Raw genomic sequence first — 14,467 nt, 5'->3', positions numbered from 1 at the left:
ACTTAACATTGGCACAGTTCAGAAATAGAAAAAGATGCCGCTGCAATCCCTAACGCATTAGTCCACTATATTTGGTGCAAGCCATTTCTCGGCTTCTTCAAACGAAATCCCCTTTCGTTCCGCAAAATCCTTTACTTGATCCAGTTTTATTTTACCAAGACCAAAGTAACGGGCTTCCGGGTTACCAAAATAATATCCGCTTACAGATGCGGCCGGCCACATGGCAAGACTATCTGTTAACTCCACACCTATGGTTTCCTTTACTTTCAGAACATCCCAAATGGTCAATTTTTCCAAGTGATCGGGACAAGCAGGATAACCAGGCGCAGGACGAATACCTTTATAAGATTCCTTTATTAAATCTTCATTGCTCAGATCTTCATTGGCGGCATAACCCCAATGCGCTGTTCTCACTTCTTTATGCAAGTATTCAGCAAATGCTTCGGCTAAACGATCCGCCAATGCCTTTACCATGATGGAGTTATAGTCATCTAGGTCTTTCTCATATTGCGCCGCCATTTCTGCCGTACCAAAACCTGTGGATACACAGAAACAACCCATGTAGTCTTGTTTCCCAGATTCTTTTGGAGCAATAAAATCCGCCAAGGCATAATCTGCGACTCCTTCCCTACGCTCTAATTGTTGGCGAAGGGTACGGAAAGTATAGTTCCCATCTGTTTTGGCTCCGCTAGGCGACCCAGTATTCCCTTCTAAACTTGAACTAGTATCGACTAAAATATCATCGTCATTAATGGAATTCGCAGGAAACAGTCCAAATACACCTTTAGCTTTTAATTTCTTTTCGGAAATTATCTTGTTCAGCATCTCTTGAGCGTCTGCGAATAAATCGGTTGCTTGTTCCCCAACAACCTCATCGGTCAATATTGCAGGATATTTACCATGCAGTTCCCAACTTCTGAAGAAGGGAGTCCAATCTATATAGGGTACCAAAACATTCAGATCTAGATCTTCGATCACCTGAATACCCAATTTGTTCGGCTTTACAATTTCAGAAGTTTTCCAATCTATTTTAAACTTATTTCTCCGTGCTGCAGAAATTGGCTTATAGGTTTTACTAGATGAACGGTTCAAGAACTTTTCCCTAAACACATCATAATCATCTTTTATACTTTTCTTATAGCTCGTAGATGTTTCTTTTTGCAACAAATCGCCCACCACGGTTACTGCTCTAGAGGCATCGTTTACATGAACTACTGCCTCTTTATATTGTGGATCAATCTTTACCGCGGTATGTGCCTTACTGGTGGTTGCACCACCGATCAACAACGGAATACTGAAATCTTTACGTTCCATTTCCTTTGCCAAATGCACCATCTCATCCAATGATGGCGTAATTAATCCGCTAAGCCCTATAATATCTACATTATGCTCAATAGCTGCTGCAATAATTTTTTCTGGTGGCACCATTACGCCTAGATCAACGATCTCATAATTGTTACAGGCCAATACTACACCCACAATATTTTTACCAATATCATGAACATCGCCCTTTACGGTTGCCATTAAAATCTTTCCGGCATTATCAGAATCTCCAACTTGCGGATTCAATAACTTTTCTTCTTCAATATAGGGTAATAAATAAGCTACCGCCTTCTTCATCACTCGGGCAGATTTTACCACTTGCGGCAAGAACATTTTTCCGCTACCGAATAAATCGCCCACCACGTTCATACCCGTCATTAAGTTGCCCTCAATAACTTCAATTGGCTTATTGGCAGCCAACCTGGCTTCTTCAACATCTTCAATAATATATTGATCAATACCTTTTACCAAGGCACGGGTAATACGCTCTTGTAAAGGTTCTTCTCGCCACGATAGATCTATTTTACTTTCCTTGGTTTTACCAACTACAGATTCGGCAAAATCTAGCAAGCGCTCCGTTGCATCATCTCTTCTATTTAGAATAACATCTTCTACATATTCCAATAAGTCTTTAGGAATATCATCATACACCTCTAGCATACTCGGATTTACAATACCCATGTTCATACCCGCTTTTATAGCGTGGTACAAGAAGACCGAGTGCATAGCCTCACGCACCGGGTTATTGCCCCTAAATGAAAACGAAACATTACTAACGCCACCACTTACACTGGCATGTGGCAAGTTTTCACGGACCCATCTTGTAGCTTCAATAAAATCGACAGCATTTAATTTATGCTCATCCATTCCCGTTGCTACCGGAAAAATATTTAAATCGAAAATGATATCCTCCGGTGCAAAATTTACCTTGTTCACCAAAACATCATACGAACGTTTTGCTATTTCAATTCTACGGTCATAATTATCTGCCTGACCTACCTCATCAAAAGCCATAACAATTACCGCGGCACCATATCTTTTTATGAGTTTGGCGTGGTGTATAAATTGTTCTTCGCCCTCTTTTAAGCTTATGGAATTTACCACACATTTACCTTGAACAACTTGCAGACCAGCTTCAATGATTTCCCATTTAGAACTGTCGATCATAATAGGCACACGAGAAATATCCGGCTCCGATATAACAAGATTCAAAAATTTCACCATAGCCTGTTTACCATCGATCAATCCGTCATCCATGTTAATATCAATAACCTGGGCACCATTTTCAACCTGCTCCCTAGCCACTGCCAATGCCTCTTCAAACTTTTCCTCTTTTACTAAACGAAGAAACTTTTTTGAACCCGCAACGTTTGTTCGCTCACCAACGTTTATGAAATTGGTTTCTGGAGTTACAATCAGGGGTTCTAGGCCGCTAAGCTTTAGAAAACGTTGTTCGTTATTCGTTGTTCGTTGTTCGTTTTCTTTACTCATAACTTCTTGTGATAATTTATGAATCCGTTCAACAACTTTTTCACTCTTTCTATTTCTTTCAAAACGATATCTGTATCTGAAATATAATTTAAATCTCCTGCTAAAATCAACTGGGTTTCCAACTCGAATAAGGAGCCTCTAGCAATATGTAAAAAATGAATTGTTTCTTTATTGGATTGTCTTCCACAACCTTCAGCAATATTTGAAGGAACAGATATAACACATCTTCTCACCTGTGAGGTTAAAGAAAATTGCTCATCTTGTGGAAAGGACTTCGTCAAAACATATACTGTTTTCACCAACATCCTAGCCTGTACCCAAATATCTAATTCTTTATAATCCATATCATATTTAAAAAACCACGATAAACCATTAACGTGCAACGAAAAACGATTTATTTACCAACAACTAAAACTGACGCGGAGCAAAATTTTTCACAACCTCAGCAATCGCAGTAATATGTTCCGGAGTGGTTCCGCAACATCCACCAACTATATTTACCAATCCTTTTTCCGCGTATTCCTTGATCTGTTCCGCCATTTGCTCAGGAGTTTCGTCGTACTCTCCAAATGCATTAGGCAAACCGGCATTGGGGTGCGCTGAGACCGCATGTTCACTTTTGGTGGACAACACCTCTAAATGAGGTACCAACTGGTTTGCACCTAAAGCACAATTAAACCCAACCGATAAAATAGGAATGTGGGATATGGATATTAAAAATGCCTCGGCCGTTTGACCCGATAACGTTCTACCGGATGCATCGGTAATAGTACCGCTAACCATTATGGGAACATCTATATTTCGTTCTTCTTTAACTTCTTCTATGGCAAATAATGCCGCCTTGGCATTGAGGGTGTCAAAAATGGTTTCTACCAATAAAATATCCGACCCACCATCTAATAAAGCTTCTACCTGTTGTTTATATGCAATACGTAGCTCATCAAAAGAAATAGCCCTATAACCTGGATCATTTACATCTGGTGACATACTTGCCGTTTTATTGGTGGGTCCAATACTACCGGCTACAAAACGAGGTTTATTTGGTTCTTTTGCAGTGAACTCATCTGCTACCATTTTGGCAATACGCGCAGATTCATAGTTGAGCTCATACACCAAATCTTCCATAAAATAATCTGCCATAGCAATCGTAGTTCCGGAAAAGGTATTGGTCTCTACAATATCTGCCCCAGCATCAAAATACTGACGGTGAACATCTGCTATAGCATCGGGTTGCGTTAACGACAACAAATCATTGTTACCTTGCAACGGATGTTCCCAATCCTTAAAGCGTTCTCCCCTAAAATCTTCTTCAGTAAACTTATAACGTTGAAGCATAGTACCCATGGCACCATCCAGTATTAAAATACGCTCTTTTAAAATTTCTTTTATATCCTTCATTTTACGCTTAACAAATTATTTGTTCGCTTTAAAATATATGATATCAAGTAAGGAAAGGAAGGTAATTATGTTCTTTCTTTAGTTATCTGTCCTTTTGAATGAGGATAGAATGTAGCACCTTCTTTTCCACTACGGAAAGGGTTGCCAAGGTTTCACAGGGTCTAGTCCCTCCGCCTTTCTTGATAACAATACAATTTAATTAGGAACGAATTGCAAAGTAACGGCACTACTCGCTCTTTACCAAGACTTCAATGGTTTTTTTAGCCAACGAAATTCTTAAAAAATGTCACAAAAAAAGCCCCCACACGTCTAAAGCATCCGGAGGCCGTACTACTCAAATAATTTAATTTATGCGATACTCTGTACTACTTCTTTCTTTGCTTCCTTCTTAGAACCATCAAAACCTTCAACACCACCAACAGTAGTATATTTCATTACAAAGCGCTTACCTGGATTGATCTGCTGGTATGCATATTGGCACATAACGGCTGCTTCATGGAAACCTGAAAGTATCAATTTCAACTTACCTTCGTAAGTATTAACATCACCAATTGCATATACTCCCGGTATGTTGGTCTGGTAATCTTTTGCGTTATTTACTTTAATAGCATTTTTCTGAATTTCCAAGCCCCAATCACCTATAGGACCTAATTTTGGAGACAGACCGAATAAAGGAATAAAATTATCCACTTCTAAATAAGTATCTTCTTTTTCCTTGTCCGTGTGCTTAATAACTACTGCCTTAAGTTCATTTTCACCGTGCAGCTCTTTTACCTCAGCTTTGGTAATCAACTTGATTTTACCCAATTTCGCCAGTTCAGATGCTTTTTCAACGGAATCCAATGCCCCTCTAAATTCATCCCTTCTGTGTACCAAGGTTACTTCTGCCGCTACATCGGTCAAAAATATAGCCCAGTCCAAGGCAGAATCACCTCCACCGGCAATAACCACTTTTTTATCGCGATATACTTCTGGATCTTTGATCATATAGGAAACACCTGTATCTTCAAAGTTTACAATATTAGAAATAGGTGGTTTTCTTGGCTCAAAAGAACCCAGACCACCTGCAATTACCACTACAGGTGCATTGTGCTTTGTTCCTTTATTGGTAGTTACCACAAAAGAACCATCTTCTAACTTATCTAGCGATTCCGCTCTTTCTCCCAAGGTAAATCCTGGTTCAAAAGGCTTTATCTGTTCCATAAGGTTGTCTACCAAAGTACCTGCCAAAATTTCTGGAAATGCAGGAATATCATAGATAGGCTTTTTAGGATATATCTCTGAACACTGACCACCTGGTTGTGGCAATGCATCTATTAAATGCGTTTTTAACTTTAATAATCCTGCTTCAAATACCGTGAACAATCCGGTAGGTCCCGCTCCTATAATGAGCATATCTGTTTTAATCATAATTCTCTTTTTAGTAAAAAGTAATTCTACAAAGTTGACATCATTCTATACAACTACTTTTTAGCTTCTTTTAATTTCACTTATTCTATATACTTATCCTTTACTAAATATGCTAAGCTTTATTTACTTCAACAAAACTGACATGCTCTTCAGCAAACTTATGAGTTGCCTTCGCTAACGCTTCACGATGTCTAACTACTTCTCCTATGATAATGATAGCAGGATTAGAAAGATTTTCTTTCTCCACCACATCAACTATGGTATCTATAGTCGCAACTCCTATTTTTTCATTCTTTCGCGTTCCGTTCTGAATTATAGCTATAGGTAATTCCGATTTACCTTCAGACTTAAATAATTCTACTATCTGAGGGAGTTTTGACATCCCCATCAATATGACTACCGTAGCACTACTTTTTGCAGCTAGGGCAACATCTGTTGATAGTTTATGCTCTTTTGTAGTTCCTGTAATTACCCAAAAACTTTCTGAAGAACCTCTTTTTGTTACCGGAATGTTTTGATATGCAGGCACACTTAAACTTGACGATATACCTGGTACCATGGCTACTTGCAACCCATGCGAGGCGGCATATTCCATTTCTTCCGAACCGCGACCGAATACAAAAGGATCTCCTCCTTTTAACCGCACCACATGTCCGTTAGATTTTGCCCTACTTACAATAAGCTCATTAATTTGCTCTTGTTGATATGCATAGCATCCTTTGCGTTTACCTACAAAAATCAATTCCGCATTCTTGGCATAATCCAGCAACTCCTCGTTCACCAAAGCATCGTACAAAACCACATCGGCATTTTCCAGCGTTCTGATCGCTTTTAACGTAATCAGCTCCACATCACCTGGTCCTGCACCAACTACGGTCAATTTAGGTTTCTTTATATGTTGTAAATGATTTGCCATTATCTATGCTTCTGCCAATTCTTGCTGTCTGAACTTTTCAACAGTTTCCAAAAATTCTTTCGCATCCTTTATGTAAGATTGTGCAAATTCTTTTGTTGGTTCGTTCTGATTTAATTGAAGTACCAATTTTTTAAATCCGCCAGCTACGGCAATTCTACCATCGGCAACAAATTTCTCATCAAAATCCTTAATGATACTTACATGGGTATTCACTTTTGTATTTTCTGCGGTCAACATCGCCTTAGCCGAGTTTACCATAGAAGAATATGCGTGATAGATACTGGCAGACCATTTTTCGGCATCGAACATTTCTTGTGCATTCTGAATTTTTTCTTCACTTTCAAAAAGTAATGTTGCGATCAAGTCGATAACAACACCGGCACACTCACCTACACCGATAGCTTTTTCATAACGCTCCGTATTACCCCAATCTATAAAGTCTTCTGGCGTTAAATCATCTATTGAAGATAATGGAGTAAGAAAATCATAGAAATACATTTGTCCTTTTTCAGCATAATAATCCGGGAACGATAGATCTCCACCATTGGCATCAAAATCATTTAAGATCAAACGCAATGCTTCCGGACCTCTTTTACTTGGCACTTTCACCACTTTGTCCGCAAAACGACCGTTACCGTTACCATCATTGCTACCGCCCAACAATACCTGAAGCGCAGGAGCTACCAATTTATCCTTTGTACGAACGGACATGCCCTGAAAACCAATATTTGCCATATTGTGCTGCCCACAGGCATTCATACAACCACTGATTTTTATAACAACATCATCGTTATTTATATAATCTGGGTATTCTGTTTTTATCACTCTTTCCAGTTCCTCTGCAATTCCCGTACTACTTGCTATTCCTAGATTACAGGTATCCGTACCTGGACAAGCGGTGATATCAAGAGCCTTATTATAACCAGCCTCAACAAAACCTAACTTTTCCAATTCAGTATAAAAGAATGCTACGTTCTCTTCTTTTACGAAAGGAATCAAAATGTTTTGACGTAATGATAATCTTAACTCACCCGCTGCATATTTCTGCACCAAGTTTGCCAATAAACGTGCTTTATCCGTATAGAAATCACCCAATAACACTTTAATACCCAAAGCAACATAACCTGGTTGTTTTTGTGGTATTACGTTGGTAGATTTCCACTGTTCAAAAGCTTTTACGTCACTAATCTCTACTGCCGGAACCTCTAATTCTGACACCTTTACCTTAGGATATGCTTCTGGGTCTATTGGAAAAGTATCAAAAGGTACAGCCGTTTTCTCTGCCGCCAAAAGCTCCTTAAATCCGTCAAGACCTAAATCTTTCAACAAGAACTTCATTCTAGCTTTAGCTCTACTTTTACGCTCACCGTAACGGTCAAAAACACGAACTACGGTTTCCATTAAAGGAATTATCTGATCCGCAGGCAAAAAGCTATACAACTCATCGGCATGTCGTGGTTGGGAACCCAATCCGCCACCAAGCATTACTTTAAAACCTATTTCACCATTTTGTATTTTGGCAATAAAGCCCAAATCATGCATATAGGACAAACCGGTATCTGCATCACTTGCGGAAAAAGAAACTTTGAACTTACGCCCCATTTCTTGACTTACAGGATTTCTAAGGAAATACTGAAATAATGCGTGTGCATATGGTGAAACGTCAAAAGGTTCATCAACATCAATACCAGCCGTTTCACTTGCAGTTACGTTACGTACCGTGTTACCACAGGCTTCCCTTAAGGTAATTTCATCTTTCTCCAATTCTGCCCACAACTGCGGCGTTCTATTCAAATCTACATAGTGGATCTGAATATCTTGGCGTGTGGTAATATGCAATCTACCTGTAGAATATTCGTCCGATACATCACAAATACGAAGCAACTGCTTAGAGGTCACCTTACCATAAGGCAACTTTATACGAATCATTTGAACCCCTTCTTGACGCTGTCCGTAAACACCACGTGCCAATCGAAGACTTCTAAATTTTTCTTCATCCAGCTTGCCACCATGAAACTCATGAATTTTACGTTCCAATTCAAGAATATCCTTTTCAACTACCTGATTTTCTAATTCTGTTCTAAAACTTTGCATTGCTTAGTATTAAATGTTCAGTATAAATACCGATATAAATTATTACTATATTTTGCCTATAGATTTTATAGACTTAATAAAAACAGTCAATATAAAATTGACATGTTTATATTAACTTATGAATCCTGCACCTACGGTACTGTTGGATTTTGTATCGATCAATATAAATGAACCGTTTGTTCTGTGATTTTTAAATTGATCATAGAAAATTGGTTTATTTAAACGGAAACTCACTTGAGCAATATCATTCATGCCCAAAGACTCCGTTTTCTCATCTATACCAGAATAATCCGGAGCGATCTTATGGTGCACTTGCTCTACCTTTGCCAATACTTTATTGACACCATGTTGAACAATATATTTATTACCGGCTGCCAGAGGCAATGAATCCATCCAAGAGATCGTTGCCGTAAATTGCTTGTCTACCGTTGGCAAATCACCCGCTTTCACTAACATATCTCCGCGACTCAAATTAATTTCATCTTCCAATGTTATGGTTACCGATGATCTCCTTGATGCCGTTTTATATTTCTTGTCATGAAAATAAATATCCTTTATTTTAGAACGTGTCTGTGATGGAAGCGCCACTACCTCATCGCCTACGCTTAATTCGCCACCATATACTTTACCGGCAAATCCTCTAAAATCATGGTGTTCATCCGTTTTTGGACGGATAACATATTGCACCGGGAAGCGTGGTGTACCCACATTGAAAATATCCTTTCTATCCAATGCTTCAAAATGCTCCAACAAAGACTGTCCTTTATACCAAGGGGTCTTGTCTGACAAGTTTACTACGTTATCCCCTTTCAACGCGCTTACAGGAATAAAAGTGATTTTCTGATCTTGATAATCTCTCTTTGCCATCAATGCCTCAAAATCAGCTTTAATTGCATTGTAGGTTTCTTCAGAATAGTCCACAAGATCCATCTTATTAATAGCTACCACTACATCTTTTATGCGTAATAGGTTATTGATGAAGAAGTGTCTATTAGTTTGCTCTATTACCCCTTTACGTGCATCGATCAAAATGATCGCCGCTTGTGAAGTTGAAGCTCCAGTTACCATGTTACGCGTATATTCTACGTGCCCAGGTGTATCCGCTATAATGTAACTTTTCTTTGCCGTTGAGAAATAGATATGGGCTACATCTATCGTGATACCTTGCTCACGTTCCGCTACCAGACCATCTGTTGCCAAAGAGAAATCCAAATAATCATATCCCTTTTGCTTACTGGTCTTTTCTATTGCCTCTAATTTATCGCTGGTCAGTGACTTTGTATCATACAATATTCTCCCAATCAAGGTACTTTTACCGTCATCTACACTACCTGCTGTTGCTATTTTTAGTACTTCCAATTTCGTTGTTCGTTGTCGGTTGTTGGTTGTTAATTTTATTCGTGATGTACTATCAACGAACAACTAACAACTATCAACCAGATTAAAAATATCCTTGTTGTTTTCTTTTTTCCATTGCCGCTTCTGAACGCTTATCGTCTATACGCGCGCCACGCTCTGAAATGGATGAATCCCTAATTTCCTCTACTACCTTATCAATCGTTTCTGCATCTGAAAGAACGGCTGCTGTACAAGACATATCGCCTACGGTACGAAAACGCACCAAACGTTCTTCTACTACCTCATCTTCTTCCCTAAATACGATACCATCTTCTGCAGACCAGATCATACCGTCCCTTAAGAAGGTTTTACGCTTATGTGCAAAATAGATGGAAGGAATTTCAATTTGCTCCTCTTTGATGTACGACCAAACATCTAGCTCCGTCCAGTTAGAAATAGGGAACACTCTTACATTCTGACCCAATTCTATTTGCCCGTTCAACATATCGAACAATTCTGGGCGCTGATTACGCTCATCCCACTGACCAAAATCATCACGAACAGAAAATATACGTTCTTTTGCACGTGCCTTTTCCTCATCTCTACGAGCTCCACCAATACAAGCGTCGAACTTAAATTCTTCAATGGCATCTAACAACGTTGTTGTCTGCAAGCTATTTCTACTTGAATACCTACCAGATTCTTCTTTCACCTTACCTTGATCAATAGAATCCTGTACATTACGTACAATTAATTCCAGACCCAACTCCTCTACCAATCTATCTCTAAATTCTATGGTTTCAGGAAAGTTATGACCTGTATCAATATGCATTAAAGGGAAAGGAATTTTTGATGGCCAAAATGCCTTCTGTGCCAAACGTACCAATGTGATCGAGTCTTTTCCTCCCGAAAACAAAAGTACCGGCTTCTCAAACTGAGCTGCAACCTCCCTAATGATATAAATGGCCTCATTTTCAAGGGCATTTATATGAGAAGTATCTTTTAAAAGGTCTAAAGAAGGGGTTGCCTCCAATTCCGTGCTTGTATTACTCATTATACTTTTTTAGATCAATTATCTTTATTTTTTCTACTACCTATGATTAACTATGTAACCCACACTCCCTATTTGCCAACACTTTGGTTGGATCAAAATAGTTATGCTCGTTAGGTAGGTCATATTTTTTCAAATAGGCATCTAGCTGAGTATCGTTCCAATGATAAAACGGACTCACCTTTAATACACCATCTTTACTTAGGCTTAATATATCCAAACTATCCCTATGTGCGGTCTGCCCTTTTCTAAGGTTAGTAAACCAAACATCCGGTTTAAAATCCGCCATTGCCCTTTTAAAAGGTTCCAATTTCACCTGCTCGGTAAACTCTGCATGCCTAGGATCATCTATTTGTGGTATACCCATTACGGCATCTCTATGTGCGGTAGTCTGTTTTGGCACATATAATTTTATGTTCAAATTCAACCTTTCAGTCAATTCTTCTGCATGTTTATAGGTTTTAGGAGTATTATACCCCGTATCGCACCAAACTACAGGAATATCTTTTCTCACCTCTGAAACAGCATGCAAAATAGCTACTTCGTACGGTCTAAAATTAGTAGTCACTACAGGAACCTTAGCATGTTTTACTGCCCAAGAAATAATTTCTTGAGGTGGTATCCCTTTAAACTGAACGTTCAATTGTTGAACTTGTGCTTCTGTCAATGCCATAATCCTTTTCTTTTCTATTTACCCCACTTTACTAAATTCCAGATTCTTTCGTGAAAAAAATACAGAACCATTTTTGTTACAAAATCTATAGAGGCAATAGAGGCCGCAATAGAAATTTCACCTGTTAATATATAGGATATCACCAAAGTATCTAACGTACCAATTACTCTCCAACTAAACGCTTTTGCAATACTACGTAGCGGCTTCTCTGAAGTTTTATCTTCTTTATAGGTAGTCTTTGACTCTTTTTTGTTCAAAACAAGTTGATCTGCAATCATCTTTTACTTAATTTTTATTACCCTACTAATTTAATAGAGTTTTCAAAAATAGTATATATTTTCAAAGTAGTCGCCAAAAATTCAGATAAATTTCCATTACCCTATAGATTTAGTAGATTATTAACAAATGGACGCAAAAATTTAATATTTCGCAAAATATTGAATTCCAGTAAACTAAAAAATGAATGAATTTTGAACGCTAAGAAATGATATCCTTTAAAGTATTGCTTCTATATACCTCTAAGGCACTATCACGCACTTGCAACATTAATTTATGTACGGAGCATGTGTTTTCATCGGGACAATCATCGCAGGTCTCATAAAAATTAAGGCTAACACATGGCACCATCGCTATAGGACCTTCAAGCACTCTCATAACATCGGTCATTGAAATCTCTTCGGGTGACCTTAAAAGATAATAGCCGCCCCCTTTACCTTTTTTAGAGCCTAAAAAACCTGTTTTTCTTAAACTTAGCAAAATGCTTTCCAAGAATTTCTGGGAGATATTCTCCTTCTCAGCAATTTCTGAAATTTGAACAGGTTGCTTGTCTGTTTGCGCCGCTAGATAAGAAAGCGCTTTTAAACCATATTTTGTCTTTTTCGAGAGCATGATGCTAAGATAGCCAAATAATAAAATATCGAAGAAATACTTAAGACGACAATTTTAGCGTTAATACTGGGCAACCTAAAAATCCAAATCATGAAAAAAATATTATTATCTACACTTTTAAGTGCATTTACTTTGGTGTTCTTATCATGCTCTAACGATGAAGATGCTGTTACCAACGCCAGTGAATCTCAAATTACGGGTACCTGGAACCTGACCGCCCTAGAAACAAAAGATGGTAGATCAGATACTAATTTTGACGGCACTTCTATACCCACTACTTTCACCGCAGTTGGTAAAGATTTTGATACCGTAGTTACTTTTTCAGAAAACCCTAACATAGTAACCAGTGAAGGTTCTTACACCACAGTGATTACCACTACGGTTATGGGAGAAACATCAACTGAAGAAGAAACCGGTGAAGACTTTTTTGAAAGTGATGAATGGAGACTAGATGGCAGTACCCTGTATTTTGGCACTGGTGATGAAGAAGTAGGCTTTACCATTACAGAACTTACAGATGGTAAAATGTCATTACGATATGAAGTGGATGAAACTGTAGATTTCTTTGGTGCTACAACTAGCGTTAGTGCAACTTATAATATGACATTAACAAAATAACCCACCTTATATAAAACAAACAAAAAGCCCGGTACGTACCGGGCTTTTTTTGTTTTTACCACTATCTCTTTTAGCCTAAAGCTTGAGCAATATCCGCTATGATATCGTCTATATGTTCCAGACCTACAGAAATTCTGACCGTACCATCTGATATCCCCACTGCAGCACGTTCCTCTACACTCAATTTACTATGTGTTGTTGATGCTGGATGTGTTACTATGGTTCTTGAATCTCCTAAATTGGCAGAAAGGGATAATAGTTTAATGGAATCGAAAAACTCCCTACCCGCTTCTAAAGCGCCTTTAACTTCAAAGGCTACTACACAACCACCCGCTTTCATTTGCTTTTTTGCAATTTCATATTTTGGGTGCGATTTTAAAAATGGATATTTTACCCAATTTACCTTATCGCTCGCTTCTAAATATTCAGCTAACTTTAAAGCATTATCACAATGTCTATCGACTCTTATTGCCAGTGTTTCTAAACTTTTAGAAAGCACCCAAGCATTGAAAGGTGAAAGTGCCGGACCGGTAATTCGTGAGAAACGATACACCTTATCCATCAAATCTGCACTACCTACGGTAATCCCTGCCAAAACCCTACCTTGACCATCCATTAGTTTGGTACCGGAATGTATGACCAAATCCGCCCCAAATTTAATAGGCTGTTGTAAGTAAGGTGATGCAAAACAATTATCTATAATAAGTATTAGATTGTTCTTTTTGGCAATTTTACCCAATTCCTCCAAATCCAACACATCAACACCTGGATTGGTAGGTGTTTCCGCATAGATGATTTTTGTTTTCGGAGTAATTAAACGCTCTATTTCTTCTAAGGCATCTATTTTAAAGTATGTGTGATCAATATTCCACTTTGGAAAAAAGTTGGTAAACAACGAATGCGTAGAACCAAAAATACTTCTTGCCGATAGCACATGATCTCCACTATCTAACAATGCTGCCAATGTAGAAAATACCGCTGCCATACCCGATGCAAAAGCAAATCCGCTCTCCGCACCTTCCATTTGACAAACCTTATCAATAAATTCAGATGAATTTGGGTTAGAATATCTTGAGTATATATTACGATCTTTTTCCTCGGCAAACGAAGCACGCATATCTTCAGCGTCTTCAAATACAAAACTAGAGGTCAAATATAATGGAACGGAATGCTCCAAATTTTCGCTTCGTTTTAATTGTGTACGTATTGCGTTCGTTTCAAATTTATTGTTGTTCTTTTTCATTTCACTAATTCTTCTCTTTTCCTA

General features: G+C 38.3%; 13 protein-coding genes and 1 riboswitch. Of the genes, 1 reads left to right on the top strand and 12 read right to left on the bottom strand.

Annotation, left to right across the window (positions count from 1 at the left end; genetic code table 11):
- Window positions 1–57: 57 nt before the first annotated feature.
- The 11 genes from metH to I600_RS14720 all read right to left on the bottom strand — a co-directional run bounded on the left by metH (window position 58) and on the right by I600_RS14720 (window position 12,582).
- Complete coding sequence (gene metH / locus I600_RS14770; protein WP_245188897.1) at window positions 58–2,814, bottom strand: methionine synthase; 2,757 nt, start codon at window positions 2,812–2,814, stop codon at window positions 58–60.
- Entirely contained in the window at window positions 2,811–3,158 is a 348-nt protein-coding gene (locus tag I600_RS14765; RefSeq protein ID WP_058105322.1) for a four helix bundle protein, read from the bottom strand. Before I600_RS14765 ends, metH begins: the two co-directional genes overlap by 4 nt.
- A gap of 64 nt (window positions 3,159–3,222) precedes the next feature.
- Window positions 3,223–4,212 (bottom strand): homocysteine S-methyltransferase family protein, encoded by a 990-nt coding sequence (locus I600_RS14760; RefSeq protein ID WP_058105321.1) that lies wholly within the window; start codon window positions 4,210–4,212, stop codon window positions 3,223–3,225.
- A 79-nt stretch (window positions 4,213–4,291) separates the two neighbouring features.
- Window positions 4,292–4,401: riboswitch (SAM riboswitch) on the bottom strand.
- Between the two features lie 159 nt (window positions 4,402–4,560).
- Window positions 4,561–5,622: an NAD(P)/FAD-dependent oxidoreductase gene (locus I600_RS14755; RefSeq protein WP_058105320.1), complete on the bottom strand. Its 1,062-nt coding sequence runs from the start codon at window positions 5,620–5,622 to the stop codon at window positions 4,561–4,563.
- 112 nt (window positions 5,623–5,734) lie between these two features.
- A complete protein-coding gene (cobA, locus tag I600_RS14750; protein ID WP_058105319.1) occupies window positions 5,735–6,538 on the bottom strand; it encodes a uroporphyrinogen-III C-methyltransferase in 804 nt (267 codons plus the stop codon).
- 3 nt (window positions 6,539–6,541) lie between these two features.
- Window positions 6,542–8,632, bottom strand: a complete 2,091-nt coding sequence (locus I600_RS14745) for a HEPN domain-containing protein (protein ID WP_058105318.1) — start codon at window positions 8,630–8,632, stop codon at window positions 6,542–6,544.
- 111 nt (window positions 8,633–8,743) lie between these two features.
- Window positions 8,744–9,991: a sulfate adenylyltransferase subunit 1 gene (locus I600_RS14740; protein ID WP_058105362.1), complete on the bottom strand. Its 1,248-nt coding sequence runs from the start codon at window positions 9,989–9,991 to the stop codon at window positions 8,744–8,746.
- 82 nt (window positions 9,992–10,073) lie between these two features.
- Entirely contained in the window at window positions 10,074–11,024 is a 951-nt protein-coding gene (cysD, locus tag I600_RS14735) for a sulfate adenylyltransferase subunit CysD (protein ID WP_058105317.1), read from the bottom strand.
- 46 nt (window positions 11,025–11,070) lie between these two features.
- Window positions 11,071–11,694 carry a phosphoadenosine phosphosulfate reductase domain-containing protein gene (locus I600_RS14730; protein ID WP_058105316.1) on the bottom strand — a complete coding sequence of 208 codons (624 nt, stop codon included), beginning with the start codon at window positions 11,692–11,694 and terminating at the stop codon, window positions 11,071–11,073.
- 14 nt (window positions 11,695–11,708) lie between these two features.
- On the bottom strand, window positions 11,709–11,972 hold the full coding sequence (locus tag I600_RS14725) for a DUF2061 domain-containing protein (protein WP_058105315.1): 264 nt from the start codon (window positions 11,970–11,972) through the stop codon (window positions 11,709–11,711).
- Between the two features lie 199 nt (window positions 11,973–12,171).
- Window positions 12,172–12,582 carry an RrF2 family transcriptional regulator gene (locus tag I600_RS14720; RefSeq protein ID WP_058105314.1) on the bottom strand — a complete coding sequence of 137 codons (411 nt, stop codon included), beginning with the start codon at window positions 12,580–12,582 and terminating at the stop codon, window positions 12,172–12,174.
- Window positions 12,583–12,672: 90 nt separating this feature from the next.
- Between I600_RS14720 and I600_RS14715 the strand changes: the two genes are divergently transcribed.
- On the top strand, window positions 12,673–13,200 hold the full coding sequence (locus tag I600_RS14715) for a hypothetical protein (protein ID WP_058105313.1): 528 nt from the start codon (window positions 12,673–12,675) through the stop codon (window positions 13,198–13,200).
- 70 nt (window positions 13,201–13,270) lie between these two features.
- Here the strand turns inward: I600_RS14715 and I600_RS14710 are convergent, their stop codons facing one another.
- Window positions 13,271–14,443 (bottom strand): trans-sulfuration enzyme family protein, encoded by a 1,173-nt coding sequence (locus I600_RS14710; protein ID WP_058105312.1) that lies wholly within the window; start codon window positions 14,441–14,443, stop codon window positions 13,271–13,273.
- Window positions 14,444–14,467 lie beyond the last annotated feature (24 nt).

It is taken from the genome of Maribacter dokdonensis DSW-8, from assembly GCF_001447995.1.
GTDB classification, from domain to species: Bacteria; Bacteroidota; Bacteroidia; order Flavobacteriales; family Flavobacteriaceae; genus Maribacter; species Maribacter dokdonensis.
The sequence above is the reverse complement of the archived record's forward strand: the minus strand, read 5'-3'. Positions and strand labels throughout refer to the sequence as shown.